12 protein-coding genes are annotated in these 15,445 nt (G+C 67.9%); 8 read left to right on the top strand and 4 right to left on the bottom strand.

What is annotated here, in order from left to right:
* Positions 1–118: 118 nt before the first annotated feature.
* From pdxA to DMO17_RS00165, 3 genes are all read right to left on the bottom strand, one after another.
* The gene (pdxA, locus tag DMO17_RS00175; protein ID WP_110680301.1) at positions 119–1,111 is read right to left on the bottom strand and encodes a 4-hydroxythreonine-4-phosphate dehydrogenase PdxA; all 993 of its coding nucleotides are present in this window, start codon (positions 1,109–1,111) and stop codon (positions 119–121) included.
* A gap of 94 nt (positions 1,112–1,205) precedes the next feature.
* Positions 1,206–2,504 carry a peptidylprolyl isomerase gene (locus DMO17_RS00170; protein ID WP_110680300.1) on the bottom strand — a complete coding sequence of 433 codons (1,299 nt, stop codon included), beginning with the start codon at positions 2,502–2,504 and terminating at the stop codon, positions 1,206–1,208.
* Positions 2,479–5,244, bottom strand: a complete 2,766-nt coding sequence (locus DMO17_RS00165; RefSeq protein ID WP_110680299.1) for an LPS-assembly protein LptD — start codon at positions 5,242–5,244, stop codon at positions 2,479–2,481. The genes DMO17_RS00170 and DMO17_RS00165 overlap by 26 nt, the downstream gene beginning before the upstream one ends.
* 127 nt (positions 5,245–5,371) lie before the next feature.
* Here DMO17_RS00165 and DMO17_RS00160 point away from each other — a divergent pair, with 127 nt between their 5' ends.
* From DMO17_RS00160 to DMO17_RS00150, 3 genes are read left to right on the top strand one after another with little or no spacing between them, the layout of a single operon-like run.
* The gene (locus DMO17_RS00160; RefSeq protein ID WP_110680298.1) at positions 5,372–6,397 is read left to right on the top strand and encodes an aminoglycoside phosphotransferase family protein; all 1,026 of its coding nucleotides are present in this window, start codon (positions 5,372–5,374) and stop codon (positions 6,395–6,397) included.
* Entirely contained in the window at positions 6,394–7,065 is a 672-nt protein-coding gene (gene murU / locus DMO17_RS00155) for an N-acetylmuramate alpha-1-phosphate uridylyltransferase MurU (RefSeq protein WP_110680297.1), read from the top strand. Before DMO17_RS00160 ends, murU begins: the two co-directional genes overlap by 4 nt.
* A 1-nt stretch (position 7,066) precedes the next feature.
* Complete coding sequence (locus tag DMO17_RS00150) at positions 7,067–7,840, top strand: TerB family tellurite resistance protein (protein ID WP_110680296.1); 774 nt, start codon at positions 7,067–7,069, stop codon at positions 7,838–7,840.
* A 15-nt stretch (positions 7,841–7,855) separates the two neighbouring features.
* On the opposite strand, the gene DMO17_RS00145 is transcribed toward DMO17_RS00150, so the two are convergent.
* Positions 7,856–8,839, bottom strand: a complete 984-nt coding sequence (locus DMO17_RS00145) for an alpha/beta hydrolase family protein (protein WP_110680295.1) — start codon at positions 8,837–8,839, stop codon at positions 7,856–7,858.
* Positions 8,840–8,944: 105 nt separating this feature from the next.
* On the opposite strand from DMO17_RS00145, the gene DMO17_RS00140 reads away from it, so the two are divergent.
* The 5 genes from DMO17_RS00140 (at position 8,945) to DMO17_RS00120 (ending at position 15,426) form a co-directional block, all read left to right on the top strand.
* Positions 8,945–11,317 carry a PAS domain-containing sensor histidine kinase gene (locus tag DMO17_RS00140; protein ID WP_258371107.1) on the top strand — a complete coding sequence of 791 codons (2,373 nt, stop codon included), beginning with the start codon at positions 8,945–8,947 and terminating at the stop codon, positions 11,315–11,317.
* Positions 11,314–11,943: a response regulator gene (locus DMO17_RS00135; protein WP_110680293.1), complete on the top strand. Its 630-nt coding sequence runs from the start codon at positions 11,314–11,316 to the stop codon at positions 11,941–11,943. Before DMO17_RS00140 ends, DMO17_RS00135 begins: the two co-directional genes overlap by 4 nt.
* A 125-nt stretch (positions 11,944–12,068) precedes the next feature.
* On the top strand, positions 12,069–13,094 hold the full coding sequence (locus DMO17_RS00130; RefSeq protein WP_110680292.1) for an ABC transporter substrate-binding protein: 1,026 nt from the start codon (positions 12,069–12,071) through the stop codon (positions 13,092–13,094).
* Between the two features lie 138 nt (positions 13,095–13,232).
* A complete protein-coding gene (locus DMO17_RS00125) occupies positions 13,233–14,342 on the top strand; it encodes an ABC transporter ATP-binding protein (RefSeq protein ID WP_110680754.1) in 1,110 nt (369 codons plus the stop codon).
* A 43-nt stretch (positions 14,343–14,385) separates the two neighbouring features.
* Complete coding sequence (locus tag DMO17_RS00120; protein ID WP_110680291.1) at positions 14,386–15,426, top strand: ABC transporter substrate-binding protein; 1,041 nt, start codon at positions 14,386–14,388, stop codon at positions 15,424–15,426.
* Positions 15,427–15,445 lie beyond the last annotated feature (19 nt).

Raw genomic sequence — 15,445 nt, 5'->3', positions numbered from 1 at the left:
AAGCTTCAAGCCACAAGCTCAAAGCGCAATGCAAAGAGCGCCAGTTTAGCAGCCCAGCGCGTGGGCTCTAAGCGTCTAAGGGCGAGCGAGCTGGAGAAAAACCTGGCGCAGTCGATCGTCAGCGGCGCGCGGCGGCCATCTGGTAGGCGGTCTCCAGGGCCACTCGCAGGCTGCCGGTATCCACCCGTCCGCTGCCGGCCAGGTCCAGGGCGGTGCCGTGGTCGACCGAGGTGCGGATGATCGGCAGGCCCAGGGTGACGTTGACCGCTGCGCCGAAGCCCTTGTACTTCAGCACCGGCAGGCCCTGGTCGTGGTACATGGCCAGCACCGCGTCGCACTGCTCGAGGTGCTTGGGGGTGAACAGGGTGTCGGCCGGCAGCGGGCCGATCAGCTCCAGACCCTCGCCGCGCAGGTGCTCCAGGGTCGGCTCGATCACCTCGATTTCCTCGCGGCCCAGATGGCCGCCTTCGCCGGCATGCGGGTTGAGGCCGCAGACCAGGATGCGCGGCTGGGCGATGCCGAACTTCTCCACCAGGTCGGCGTGCAGGATGCGGGCGACCCGCGCCAGGCACTCGGCAGTGATGGCGGCGGCGACGTCCTTGAGCGGCAGGTGGGTGGTCACCAGGGCCACGCGCAGGCCGCGGGTGGCCAGCATCATCACCACCTGCTCGGTGGCGGTCAGCTCGGCGAGGAATTCGGTATGGCCGGAGAAGGGGATGCCGGCCTCGTTGATCACGCCCTTGTGTACCGGCGCGGTGATCATCCCGGCGAAGGTGCCGTCGAGGCAGCCCTGGCCGGCGCGGGTCAGGGTCTGCAGCACATAGGCTGCGTTGTGGGCATCCAGCTGGCCCGCTACGACGGGTGCCTGCAGCGGCGTGTCCCAGACATACAGGCTGCCGGCCGGGGCCGGAACACCCGGCCAGTTACCGGGGCCGACCTCACGCAGTTCGATGTCCAGGTCCAGCTGGGCGGCGCGCTCGGCCAGCAGCTCGCGGCTGGCCACCGCCACCAGCGCCTCGGGCTGGGCCTCGCGGGCCAGCAGCAGGCACAGGTCGGGGCCGATGCCGGCGGGCTCGCCGGGGGTCAGGGCAAACAGGCGGGAAGTGGGCATGATCGGTCTCGTTGGGAATGCTGGAGGTGGCAGGCATATCTTACGCCCAAGAAAAAGCCCGGCGCTGCCGGGCTCCTTCGCATCGATCGGGCTGTTACAGCTTGATCTCGACGTAGGCCTCGTCGCGGATCTGGCGCAGCCAGGCCTGCAGTTCCTCGTCGTACTTGCGGTTGCGCAGGACATTCATCGCCTGCTGCTCGCGGTACTGCTCGCTGCTGTCGGTGGCGCGGCGGCCCAGTACTTCCAGGACGTGCCAGCCGTAGGGGCTCTTGAACGGCTGCGACAGCTGGCCGCTCGGCGTCTTGGCCATCATCTCGCGGAATTCCGGTACCAGGCTGTTGGGGTCGATCCAGTTGAGGTCGCCGCCGTTGAGCGCGGAGCCCGGGTCTTCGGAGAAGCTCTTGGCCAGGGTGGCGAAGTCCTCGCCGGCGACGATGCGCTCGTACAGGCGCTCCACCAGGCGACGGGTCTCCTCTTCGCTGCGCACCTCGTTGGGCTTGATCAGGATGTGGCGCACGTGCACTTCGTCACGCACCAGGGTGTCGCCGCCGCGCTTCTCCAGCAGCTTGACGATCATGAAGCCGGACGGGGTGCGCACCGGCTCGGTGATGTCGCCGACCGACAGGGTGCGGATCAGCTCGGCAAACGCCGGCGGCAGCTGGGCGGCCTTGCGCCAGCCGATCTCGCCGCCCTCCAGGGCGTTCTCGCTGGCCGAACTGGACATGGCGGTCTGGGCGAAGTCGGCGCCACCGCGCAGGCTGTCATAGACCTGCGAGGTTTTCTGCGCCGCGGCACGGATCTCGTCCGGCGAAGCCGCTTCCGGGACCGGGATCAGGATGTTGGCCAGGCGGAACTCTTCCGACAGCTGCATCTGGCCGAGATCCGAGGCGAGGAAGTTCTGCACCTCCTGGTCGGTGACCTGGATACGCTCGCCGACGCGGCGCTGGCGTACGCGGCTGATCACCATCTCGCGGCGGATCTGTTCGCGGGCGTCGTCGTAGGACAGGCCGTCGCGGGCCAGGGCCGCGCGGAACTGTTCCAGGGTCAGGCGATTGCGCTGGGCAATGCTGGCCATGGCCTGGTTCAGTTCCTCGTCGGTGATGCGGATGCCGGAGCGGTCGCCGATCTGCAGCTGCAGGTTCTCGACGATCAGGCGCTCGAGGACCTGCTGCTGCAGCACGTCCTGCGGCGGCAGCTGGCCGCCACGCTTGCCGATGGTCTGCTCGACCTCGCGCAGGCGCTGGTCGAGCTGGCTGTACATGATCACGTCGTTGTCGACGATGGCGACCACGCGATCGATGGACTGGAACTGCGCCTGGGCGGCGGAGGCGAGGAAAACTGCGCCCAGCAGGAGCGGGCGCAGGCAATCAGAAAGCTTGTTCTTCACGTTCACGGTAACCTTGAATGCCTTGCTCGAGGAAACCCTCGGTCTTGCCGCCCAGCACATTGCCGAGCCCCTTGAGGACGATCTGCAGGAAGATGCCGCGATCCGGCTCCTCGTTGACGTCCGGGTTGAGACTGGTTTCGTCGTAGTCGATCCAGTAGCGGTTGATCAGGCGCAGCTTCCAGCAGCAGCTGTCGTACTCGAAGCCGCCGAAGGCTTCCAGGGTGCGGTCGCGCGCATAGTCGCGCTGCCAGCGTGCGATCAGGTTCCACTGCGGCACCATCGGCCAGATCACCGAGAAGTCGTGCTGCTGGATCTTGTAGTAATCCTTGATGTAGTTCGGGTTGCCCGGGGTGCCGAAGTCAGGATTGAACGTCCAGTTGCCGCTGGCCTGGTCGTAGCGCACGGTATCGTTGCGGTAGCGATAGCCGGCGTTGATCACCTTGTTCGGATTGTCTTCCGGCTGGTAGTGGAACATCAGGCTGCCGGAACGGGTGCGGTGTGCTTCGCCGTCCCAGTTGAAGTCCGAGCTCAGGCGCCAGTCGCGGTTGAAGCGGTACAGGTACTCCAGCGCATAGGGCGAGAAGTCGGCGGTGGCATCGTCGCGGGTACGGTAGTCGATGCCCGGCAGCTGGACCTTGCGGTCCTCGAAGTAGATAGCCTGGCCGAGGCTGACGCGCTGGCGCTCGAAGCCGTTGTCCTCGATCCAGCGGCTGGTCACGCCGAGGGACAGCTTGTTCTCGTCGCCGATGCGGTCACGCCCGCTGAAGCGGTTGTCGCGGAACAGGGCCGCGTAGTTGAAGCGGTATTCGCCGGTGTCGAACACCGGGATCTCGTCCTGATCCTCGTCCGGCACGTACAGGTAGTAGGCGCGTGGCTCCAGGGTCTGGCGGAAGTTGGTGCCGAACAGCTGGGTGTTGCGATCGAAGTACAGGCCGCTGTCGATGCTGGCGATCGGCACGCTGCGGTCCGGCGAGTCCTCGAAGTCGCCGCCGACCTGGGCCTTGCCGATCGAGTCCAGCTCCAGGTCGTACTGGGTGTAGGCGTACTTCAGGCTCGGTTTGACGAAGCCCCAGGTGCTTTCCAGCGGCAGGCTGATGCCCGGCTCCAGGTGCATGCGCTCGCCCGTGGAGCGGGCCAGGCCGCGCACGTTGTTGTCGTACCAAGGCTGGGCGTTGCCGTCCTCGTCGATGAAGTTGCCGCTGCGCAGGTCGCGGTCGAAGCGCACATACTCGGTGCCGTAGAAGAAGTTCAGGCCGCCCGGCTGGAACGGCAGCTTGCCATCCAGGGTCAGCTGCGGCAGACGCTCGTAGGGCGTGATATCGATCACGCTGGTCTGCGCGTAGGCGTGGGCATTGAGCCGGGCGACGAAGCTGTCGCCGCGATAGGTCAGGGTGCCGCGCTGGTTGAGGAAGTCCGGTGTTTCCAGGTTTTCCAGGTCACTGGAGAGATCCTGGAAGTAGTAGGGGTCGCTGATGTCGGTGTAGTCCACCTCGGCCAGCAGGCGTTCGTCCAGACCGCCTCTGTGCTGCCAGTTGTACATCCAGCGCTGGTCTTCGTAGTCGGACTGCAGTTCACGCTCGTCTTCCTTGTCGTCCAGGTAGGCACCGCCGACCTGGCCCTCGCTACTCTTGGTCAGGTAGCGGAACTCGCCCTCCATCAGCAGGCCGCGCTTGGCCATATAGGTCGGATAGAGGGTGGCGTCGTAGTTGGGCGCCAGGTTGAAGTAGTAGGGCGTCGACAGCGAGAAACCGGTGTCGCTCGAGGTGCTGATGCCCGGTGCGAGGAAGCCGGACTGGCGGCGATCGTCGATCGGGAAGTAGATGTAGGGGGTGTAGAACACCGGAATGTCCTTCACCCGCAGGGTCACGTTGGTCGCGGTGCCAAAGCCGGTGGCCGGGTTCAGCTTGACGTTGTTGCCCTTCAGGTGCCAGGCATTGCTGCCCGGCTCGCAACGGGTGTAGGTGCCGTCCTTGAGGCGGACGATCGCGCTTTCCTCGCGCTTGGCATATAGCGCGCTGCCACGGGCATGACCCTTGTGGATCACATACTCGGCGTTCTCTACCTTGGCTTCGCCGTTGTCCAGTTGGATCTCGGCGCGGTCGCCGACCACCAGCATGCCGTTGTCACGGATGCGCACGTTGCCCTTCAGCTCGCCGCGGTTCTCGGCCTGGTGCAGGGTGGCCTCGTCGGCCTCGACCTGCATGCTCGACTGGCGCAGGACCACGTCACCGGCCAGTGTGGCCGCTTCCTTTTCCTGTTCGTAGCGCGAGGCCTTGGCCGAGACGAACATCGGCGCCTCGTCCATCGGCGTATCGTCGCTCATGCCCGGGCGCAGCGGCTCGACATAGGCGCCCTCGCAATAGGGGCCGACTTCCGCCAGCTGGGCGGCGGTCAGTTTCTCGCGCGGGACCCAGTCCAGATGGCTGTAGTCGGCGCTGCGGCTCTGCAGCGCGCGGCCGCCGCTCTCGGTGACCAGCACCGGCTGTTCGCCCTGAGGCTGGCCATTGCCCTGCGCGGCAGAGCCTGCCGGAGCGGCGCTGACCGCCGTAGCGCTGTGCTGCGGACGTGGCAGTTGCACTGCAGTATTGGTTTTCGGCGAGCAGGCCCAGCCTCCGGTGGCGGAGGCACTGCAGTCATACTGCTCGGCAGCGACGGCGAAGGGCGAGGCCAGGGGTTGCAGGGCCAGCAGGCCGCCGGTCACCAGCAACGGAAATTTTTTACGGAACAGGGGGAGATTTACTGCCATCTTGTTTTTCCGGGCTTCCTGCGCGCCTTCGACCCGCGGGGGCCGCACGCCTCTCGATGGGCTGAAAAAGATGCTGGATAATAAAGCATGACCCGCGCAACGGCTAGCGCCGTCGGAGACCCCTGTAATGCCTGATCAAGATGTACGTCTCCAGCTCCTGCAGAGCTGGCTGGAAGACTGTTTGCCTGCCCTTTTCCTGCAGCAGGGCTGGGGCGAAGTGCCTGCCGCCAGCCTTACCCCGGCCAGTAGCGACGCCAGTTTCCGCCGCTATTTCCGCTGGCAGGCCGAGGGCCGCAGCCTGATTCTGATGGACGCGCCGCCGCCGCAGGAGGACTGCCGCCCCTTCGTGCGCATCGCCGCCATGCTGGCGGAGACCGGTGTGCATGTGCCGCGCATCCTGGCTCAGGATCTAGAGCGTGGCTTCCTGCTGCTGGACGACCTGGGCCGGCAGACCTGGCTGGAAGTGCTGAATGCCGACAACGCCGATGCGTTGTTCGAGCAGGCCCTGCAGGCGCTGGTGAGGTTCCAGCGCATGCCGGGTGCCGAGGCGCTGCCGCCCTACGACGATGCCCTGCTGCGCCGCGAGCTGCAGCTGTTCCCCGACTGGTATCTGCAGCGTCACCTCGGCGTCGATTTGAGCGATGTGCAGCAGGCGCAGTGGCAGCGGGTGTGCGACCTGCTGGTGGGCAGTGCCCTGGCCCAGCCGCGGGTGTTCGTGCATCGCGACTACATGCCGCGCAACCTGATGCTGAGCGAGCCCAATCCGGGCATCCTCGATTTTCAGGACGCCGTGCACGGCCCCATCAGCTATGACGTCACCAGCCTGTTCAAGGACGCCTTCCTCAGCTGGCCCGAGGAACGTGTGCAGGTCTGGCTGCAGCGCTACTGGCAGCTGGCACGTGAGGCCGGCCTGGCGGTGCCGGCCGAGTTCGCCGAGTTCCAGCGCATGAGCGACCTGATGGGCGTGCAGCGCCACCTCAAGGTGATCGGTATCTTCGCGCGCATCTGCCACCGTGACGGCAAGCCCAAGTACCTCGCCGATGTGTCGCGCTTCTTCGCTTATATAGAAGCGGTGCTGGCGCGCCGGCCCGAGCTGGCCGTGCTCGGCGAGCTGCTGGCCAGCCTGCCGCAGCGCGAGGCGCAGCCGGCATGAAGGCGATGATTCTGGCGGCGGGCAAGGGCGAGCGCCTGCGCCCCCTGACCCTGCATACGCCCAAGCCGCTGGTGCGGGCCGCCGGCACCCCGCTGATCGAGTTCCACCTGCGCGCCCTGGCCGCTGCCGGCTTCGACGAGCTGGTGATCAACCACGCCTGGCTCGGCCAGCAGATCGAGGATTACCTGGGCGACGGCAGCCGCTTCGGCCTGCGTATCGCCTACTCGGCCGAGGGCGAGCCGCTGGAAACCGGCGGTGGCATCTTCAGGGCCCTGCCGCTGCTCGGTGACGAGCCCTTCCTGGTGGTCAATGGCGATATCTGGACCGACTACGACTTCTCTGCCTTGCGCCGCCCGCTCGAGGGCCTGGCGCATCTGGTGCTGGTCAGCAACCCGGCCCACCACCAGACCGGCGATTTCCGCCTGCACGAGGGGCGGGTCAGCGATGCTGTCGCCGGTGAACCTGCGCTGACCTACAGCGGTATCGCCGTGCTGCATCCGCGCCTGTTCGCCGGCTGCCAGCCGGGCGCCTTCAAGCTGGCGCCACTGCTGCGCGCGGCCATGGTCGACGGCCAGGTGAGTGGCGAGCACTTCCGTGGGTGCTGGGTCGATGTCGGTACCCACGAGCGCCTGGCGGAAGTCGAGCACTTGCTGATGGCGGGCGCCTGAGATGCTCTGGCCGGCGACCCTGCTCGGTGCCGCCGCGGGACTGGCATTGGCCAGCATCCCCGGCGCTCTGCTGGGTGGCCTGCTCGGCCAGGTGCTGGATCGGCGCCTGCGCCTGCAATCGCTCGACCACTTGCGCGAACTGCTCGGGCGCAAGCCGGCGGCGCTGGATGACGAGGACCTGCTGTTCATGCTGATCGGTCGCCTGGCCAAGAGTGACGGGCGGGTGCTCGACAGCCATATCCAGGCTGCACGCAACGAGATGCAGCGCCTCGGCCTGGACGAGCCCGCGCGGCGCCGTGCCATGCAGGCCTTCAATCGCGGCAAGCAGATCGAGGACAGTGAACTGCGCGCGCCGCTACGGGCTCTGCATCATCGCCCCGAGCGCAGCGAGGCGCTGCTGCGTACCTGCTGGCGCATGGCCTGGGCCGACGGTCGGGTGAGTGAGGCCGAAGCCCGGCTGATCCGCCAGTGGGGGCTGTGGCTGGGCTGGCGGCGCGAGGCGCTGGCGGCCTTGGCCAGCGAGTACGAGCCGGCGCGTCAGGTGCCAGAGGTGAAAACCAGTGATTACCAGGCGGCGCTGCGCCTGCTCGGTGTGCAGGCGGACAGCGAGCCAGCGGTGATCAAGCGTGCCTACCGGCGCCTGCTCAGCCGTCATCACCCGGACAAGCTGGCCGGCTCCGGCGCGACCCCGGCGCAGCTGCGCGCCGCCACTGACAAGACCCGCGAGCTGCAGGTCGCCTACGAGCTGGTGCGCCAGCGCCGCGGTTTCCGCTAGCGGGCGTAGCCCTGTCTACTGCTTCTCCAGCCAGCCGCGCACGCGGCGGAACAGTTGTTCCTGCTCGGCTTCCAGGTTGCCCGGCAGGGCCTTCAGGGCGACCTGGGTATAGCCCTCGTGGGCCAGGCGCTTGCTGGCCTGCAGGCGACGCACCGCGTTGCCGCGGTCGGCGGCCAGATCCTTGTAGAAGAAGTCGCCGGTGGCCAGCTTGAGGCCGGGAATCAGCTCCTCCAGCGGTGGCGTCTGCCCGGCCGGCAGTTGCGGCGCCACCACCACCAGCTGTTTGATCGCCGCGGGCTGGCGCTCCTTGAGGTAGAGCGCGGCCCAGTAGGCGCCGCTGCCGTGGCCGAGCAGCACGATGCGCTGGGCGTCCTGCTGCTCGGCGAAGGCGATGCCGGCCTGGATGCGGGCGAACACCCGCTCGGCCGGGTCGACCGCTGTTGCTGGCGGCACGGGTTCGGCGGGTGCCGCCGCGGCCTCAGCCTCCTCGGACGGGGGCTGCTCGCCGTCCTGCACCGGGGCCTGGGCGGCGGGGGCGGTCGCGGTGTCGACGGTCACCGCTTGTGCGGTGCGCGGCAGCACCGCCTCCGGCAGCGGCGCGCCCTGGCTGTCCGGCAGGCTCAGACTCAGGCTGCTCCAGCCGATGTCCGGCAGCTTGAGGCGCAGCGGCTTGACCGTGCGCGGCCAGTCGGCGCTCTCGTCGGCCCCCGGCAACAGGATCAGCACGCCCTTGGCCTCGGGCGCATTGGCCGGTTTCCACAGGGCAAGGAACTGTTCCTCGCCCGCCTGCAGCATCTGCTGCTCGTCCCTGGGCAGCTGGCGCTCGAGTGCCTCGGCGCTGTCCTGGCTGCGTTCCTCCAGGGGTACGCGCGGCGCGGGCTCAGCCGCGGTGGCTTCGCCCGCTGGTTCGGTGGCGGGCGGCGGCGTTTCCTCGGCGTGCGCAGACAGGGCAAGGGTCAGGCACAGGGTCAGGAGTGTCGGCAGGACTGGACGGCGCATCTCAGCACTTCACATGGGGGATGGTTTCAGCAGCCTAAGCGCTTCGTCGCGCTTTGTCAGGTAAGGTAGGGAGAGGCTTGATAGATGTGGATGGATGCCGTGCGCCTGCTTCGAGTGCTTTGTTGGCTGTTGCTGCTGTGCCCGCTGGCGGGCCAGGCGGCCGAGCTGGACGCCGCCCAGCGCGCCTGGCTGGCCGAGCATCCGCGGCTGCGCGCCGGGGTGGTGCTGCAGGCACCCTATGCCGAATACCAGCGGCGCCAGCAGCAGCTGGGCGGGCTCAACGTGGAGCTGACCGAGACCCTGGCCAAGTCGCTCGGCGTGGCGCTGAGCTGGCGCAGCTTCGACACCCAGGCCGCGCTGGAGCAGGCCCTGCGCGAGGGACGCATCGACTTCGCCCCGGGCCAGACGCAGACCCCCGCCGGCCTGCGTCTGTGGCATTACAGCGACCCCTACCTGCGCATCCCCCATCTGCTGGTGGGCGAGCGTCTGGGCGAGGTGAGCGTGGAGCTGGAGCGCCTGGGCGAGCGTGAGCCGATCGCCGTGCGCGTGCCCAGCGCGGTGGCCGACTACCTGCGCGGCAACTACTTCAACCTGCACCTGCAACCGCAGCCCTCGGCGCGCCAGGCCCTGCAGGCGGTTATCGAGCAGCGTGCGCGCTACGCGGTGGTGGACCAGGCGCAGCTCAGCCGCCTGAGCCAGGAGAGCGACTACTCGCGCCTGGCGATCATTGCCGACGTCGGCCTGCCCCAGCTGCTGCGCTTCGGCACCCGCCGTGACTGGCCCGAGCTGGGCGCCATCCTTGACGCCGGCCTGCGCCAGCTGCCGGCCGAGCAGCTGGAGCAGTTGCAGCAGCGCTGGCTGACGGCGAAGAAGCCGGGGCTCGGCGAATCCCCTCTGTTCTGGCGCAACCTGAGCATCCTGCTCGGCCTGCTGCTGGCGTTCTGCATCCTCCTCCTCAGCGTGCTGCGGCGCCAGCGCGGGCGCCTGGAGAAGCGCCTGCTGGAAGCGCGGCAGACCCTGGCCCAGCGCGAGGTGGCCGAGGAGGCCCTGCGCCTGGCGCAGTTCTCCCTCGACCACAGCACCGTAGGCATCCTCTGGGTCAACTGGGACAGCCGGGTGCGCTACGCCAACCAGGCGGTGGCCGAAATGCTCGGCTACCTGCCAGCGGCCATGGTCGACCGGCCGCTGCAGGAGTTCGAGCCGGGCCTGGGCATGGATCGCTGGCTCAACCTGTGGAAGCGCGTGCGTCAGCACGAGGAGGGTGCGCTGAGCTTCGAGAGCAACTGCCGGCGTGCCGACGGCAGCTGGATGCCGGCCGACGTGAGCCTGGGGTTCCTGCGCTTTCGCGAGGCCGAGTACCTGGTGGTCTACCTCACCGATGTCACCGAGCGGCGCCGTGCCCGCGCCGCCCTGGAAGAGAGCGAGGCGCGCCTCAAGGGCATCGCCGGCAACGTGCCCGGCCTGGTGTTCCGCCTGGAGCGCCCGCGCCCGGGGGCGCTGGTGGACTTCGCCTTCATCAGCGAGGGCAGCGAGCAGCTGGTCGGCTACCCGCCGGCGACCATCATGGCGGCCGACTTCGGCATCCGCAGCCTGGTCCACCCGGAGGATCGCGCCGCCTACCACGCCACCCAGGACGCGGCCATCGAGGCGGCCAGCGACTGGCAGTGGCAGGGCCGCATCCTCACCCGCGACGGCCGCGTGCGCTGGGCCGACATCAAGGCCAGTGCCCGCCAGCTGAGCGATGAGCATGTGGTGTGGGACGGCGTGGTGTGGGACATCAGCGACAACAAGGCCATCGAGCTGGAACTGGCCGAGTCGCGCGCCCAGCTGCGCGAGCTGTCGGCGCACCTGGAGAGCGTGCGCGAGGAGGAGAAGGCGCGTATCGCCCGCGAGGTGCACGACGAGCTGGGCCAGGTGCTGACCGTGCTCAAGCTGGAGACCTCCATGTGCGAGCTGGCCTACGCCGGCCTCGACCCCGGCCTGCAGGCGCGCCTGGACAGCATGAAGAAGCTGATCGCCAACCTGTTCCAGCTGGTGCGCGACGTGGCCACCGCGCTGCGCCCGCCGATCCTCGATGCCGGCATCGCCTCGGCCATCGAATGGCAGGCGCGGCGCTTCGAGGCGCGCAGCGGCATTCCCTGCCTGGTGCAGGTGCCGGAGCAGTTGCCGGTGCTCTCCGACGCCAAGGCCATCGGCCTGTTCCGCGTGCTGCAGGAGGCGCTGACCAACGTGTTGCGCCACGCCCAGGCGCACACGGTGGAAATCGCCCTGGAGGTGCAGGACGGCGAGCTGTGCCTGCGCGTCAGTGACGATGGTCGGGGTTTCGATGCGCAGGCGCAGCGCGCACAATCCTTCGGCCTGGTCGGCATGCGCGAGCGCGTGCTGATGCTCGGCGGTAGCCTGGCGCTGGACAGCGTCCCGGGCGAGGGCACCACGCTGGTGGTGCGGGTGGCACTGGATGAAGAGGTGGCAGCGTGATTCGAGTACTGGTGGCCGAAGACCACACCATCGTTCGCGAGGGCATCAAGCAGCTGATCGGCCTGGCCAAGGACCTGACGGTGGCCGGCGAGGCCTGCAACGGCGAGCAGCTGCTGGAAACCCTGCGCCATACCCCCTGCGAGGTGGTGCTGCTGGATATCTCCATGCCCGGGGTCAACGGCCTGGAAGCCATCCCGCGGATTCGCGCGCTGAGCAACCCACCGGCGGTGCTGGTGCTGTCCATGCACGACGAGGCGCAGATGGCCGCCCGCGCCCTGAAGATCGGCGCGGCCGGCTATGCCACCAAGGACAGCGACCCGGCGCTGCTGCTCACCGCCATCCGCAAGGTCGCCAGCGGCGGGCGCTACATCGACCCGGAGCTGGCCGACCGCATGGTCTTCGAGGTCGGCCTGACCGACTCGCGACCGCCGCATTCGCTGCTCTCCGAGCGCGAGTTCTCGGTGTTCGAGCGTCTGGTGCGTGGCGAGGGTGTCAACGAGATCGCCCAGCATCTGTCGGTCAGCAGCAAGACCGTCAGCACCCACAAGGCGCGCCTGATGCAGAAGCTCAACCTGCACTCGGTGGCCGATCTGGTGAAGTACGCGGTCGAGCACAAGTTGATCTGAGACAGGCTCCGCACAACCTTCCCTTTACATCCTGGTCGCTTCGTGGCTGATTGGTCACCTTTCGTGCGGCCGCTCTGGCGTGCGCTTTTGCCCAGGTCATGGGTATCGATGTAATGGGGGAGAAGATGTACAAGAAGTACCTGGCCGGCGGTCTGCTGGCGGCCGCGCTGCCGGCCCACGCCGACTACGTGACGGTGATTTCCTTCGGCGGGGCCAACAAGGAGGCGCAGCGCGCCGCCTTCTACGAACCCTTCAAGCAGGCCAGCGGGACCAGCGTGGTGCACGGTTCCTACAATGGCGACCTGGCCAAGCTGCGCAAGATGGTGCAGCTCAGCCACGTGTCCTGGGACGTGGTCGAGGTGGAGGCGCCCGAGCTGGCGCGCGGTTGCGAGGAAGGCCTGTTCGAGCGCTTCGACGCCAGCCTGCTCGGCGATGCCGCCGATTTCCTGCCCGGTGCCGTGCAGCCCTGCGGCGTCGGTATCTTCGTCTGGTCCACGGTGCTGGCCTACAACGGCAGCAAGCTCAAGGCCGCGCCGCAGAGCTGGGCCGATTTCTGGGATACCCAGCGCTTCCCCGGCAAGCGCGCCCTGCGCTGGGGCGCCAAGTACAACCTGGAGTTCGCCCTGATGGCCGACGGCGTGCCGGCCAAGGACGTGTACCGGGTGCTGGCCAGTGCCGAGGGCCAGGATCGTGCCTTCCGCAAACTCGATCAGATCAAACCGCAGTTGCACTGGTGGAAGACCGGCGTGGAGCCGATCCGTCTGCTCGGTGATGGCCGCGTGGTGATGAGCTCGGCCTACAACGGCCGGGTCGCCGCCGCCCAGAGCGAGCAGCCGCAGCTGGCGCTGAGCTGGAACGGCGGCATCTACGACTTCGACTACTGGGCCCTGCCCAAGGGCATTGCCAAGGCCGAGCAGGCGCGCCGCTTCGTCGCCTTCGCCAGCCAGGTGGAGCCGCAGCGCCGCTTCGCCGAGAAGATCGCCTACGGCCCGGTCAACCGCCAGGCCATCGCCGCGCTGGACCCCGGCGTCAGCGCCAACCTGCCCACCGCCCCGGCCAACCTGGCAGGCGGCGTGGGCACGGATGCCGCCTTCTGGGCGGCCAACGGCGCCGCCCTGGAGGAGCGCTTCGCTCGCTGGGCCAAACGCTGATCCAGTCTCGGGTGTTGTAGGGCGATCCCTACAACGCCTCCTCCGCAAGCCTTATAGCAATCTCTCATACCGCCCGATTTGCGCCGGCCGCCTGGCTTTCTAGTCTTAGTGCACGGCAACAAGAACAAAGGTGTGGTGATGGCCGAGAATGTTTCCAGCGACGTGCTCGTCAGCTTCAAGGGCGTGCAGAAGAGCTACGACGGCGAAAGCCTGATCGTCAAAGACCTCAACCTGGACATCCGCAAGGGCGAGTTCCTCACCCTGCTCGGGCCGTCCGGCTCCGGCAAGACCACCAGCCTGATGATGCTGGCCGGCTTCGAGACGCCCACCGCCGGCGAGATACTCCTGGCTGGGCGCGCCATCAACAACGTGCCGCCGCACAAGCGCGACATCGGCATGGTGTTCCAGAACTACGCGCTGTTCCCGCACATGACGGTGGCCGAGAACCTGGCCTTCCCGCTGACCGTGCGCGGCATGAACAAGACCGATGTCACCGAGCGGGTCAAGCGCGCGCTGTCCATGGTGCAGCTGGACAACTTCCGCCACCGCTACCCGGCGCAGCTCTCCGGTGGCCAGCAGCAGCGCGTGGCGCTGGCCCGCGCCCTGGTGTTCGAGCCGCAGCTGGTGCTGATGGACGAGCCGCTCGGCGCGCTGGACAAGCAGCTGCGCGAGCACATGCAGATGGAGATCAAGCACATCCACCAGCGCCTGGGCGTGACCGTGGTCTACGTGACCCACGACCAGGGCGAGGCGCTGACCATGTCCGACCGGGTGGCGGTGTTCCACCAGGGCGAGATCCAGCAGATCGCCCCACCGCGCGACCTCTACGAGGCGCCGAGCAACACCTTCGTCGCCCAGTTCATCGGCGAGAACAACCGCCTGGCCGGCGAGCTGGTCAGCCGCGACGGCGAGCGCTGCACCGTGCGCACCGCCCGTGGCGAGCAGGTGCAGGCGCTGGCGGTGAAGGTCGGCGCGCCGGGCGAGCCGGTCAGCCTGTCGATCCGTCCCGAGCGGGTGCGCATCAACGGCGCCAGCGAGAGCTGCGCCAACCGCTTCAGCGGCCGGGTGGCCGAATTCATCTATCTGGGCGACCACGTGCGCATCCGCATGGAGGTCTGCGGCAACCCCAACTTCTTCGTCAAACAGCCGATCGCCGAACTCGATCCCGCCCTGGGCGTGGGCGACGTGGTGCCGCTCGGCTGGCATGTGGAGCACGTAAGGGCGCTAGACCCTCTGATCGTCGAGTGACGGCGCCAGGCATTACCAACCCTGCACAGTGGAGAAAACAACAATGAGCAACATCCGCAGCATCTTCCGCCACAGCGCCCTGGCCCTCGGCCTGCTCGGTGCAGCCCAGGCGATGGCCGCCGACCTGACGGTGATCTCCTTCGGTGGCGCCAACAAGGACGCCCAGACCAAGGCCTTCTACCAGCCGTGGGAAGCGGCCGGCAAAGGCAAGATCATCGCCGGCGAGTACAACGGCGAGATGGCCAAGGTCAAGGCCATGGTCGACACCAACAGCGTGTCCTGGCACCTGGTCGAAGTGGAGTCGCCGGAGCTGTCCCGCGGCTGCGACGAGGGCCTGTTCGAGGAGCTCGACCCGGCCCTGTTCGGCAATCCCGACGACTTCATCGAAGGCGCCATCCAGCCGTGCGGCGTGGGCTTCTTCGTCTGGTCCACGGTGCTCGCCTACAACGCCGACAAGCTCTCCGCCGCCCCGGCCAGCTGGGCCGATTTCTGGGACGTGGCCAAGTTCCCGGGCAAGCGCGGCCTGCGCAAGGGCGCCAAGTACACCCTGGAATTCGCCCTGATGGCCGACGGCGTGGCACCGAAGGACGTCTACACCGTGCTCGCCACCCAGGAAGGTCAGGACCGCGCGTTCAAGAAGCTCGACGAGATCAAGCCGCACATCCAGTGGTGGGAAGCCGGCGCCCAGCCGCCGCAGTTCCTCGCCTCCGGCGACGTGGTCATGAGCTCCGCCTACAACGGCCGCATCGCCGCCGTGCAGAAGGAGAGCAACCTCAAGGTGGTGTGGAACGGCGGCATCTACGATTTCGACTCCTGGGCCATCCCGAAGGGCGCCAAGGATGCCGACGCCGCCAAGGCCTTCGCCGCCTTCAGCGTGCAGCCGGAGCAGCAGAAGGTCTACTCCTCGAACATCGCCTACGGCCCTGCCAACAAGAAGGCCGTCGAGCTGCTCGACCCGGCGCTGCTCAAGGACATGCCGACCACCCCGGAGAACATCGCGGGCCAGGTGGCCATGAACGTGACCTTCTGGGCCGACTACGGCGAGCAGCTGGAGCAGCGCTTCAACGCCTGGGCGGCGAAGTAAGCATCCCGTGCAGTGCCCC

The organism is Aquipseudomonas alcaligenes (assembly GCF_003205495.1).
In the GTDB taxonomy this organism is placed as follows: Bacteria; Pseudomonadota; Gammaproteobacteria; order Pseudomonadales; family Pseudomonadaceae; genus Aquipseudomonas; species Aquipseudomonas alcaligenes_B.
This window is presented reverse-complemented; position numbering and strand designations above follow the sequence as displayed.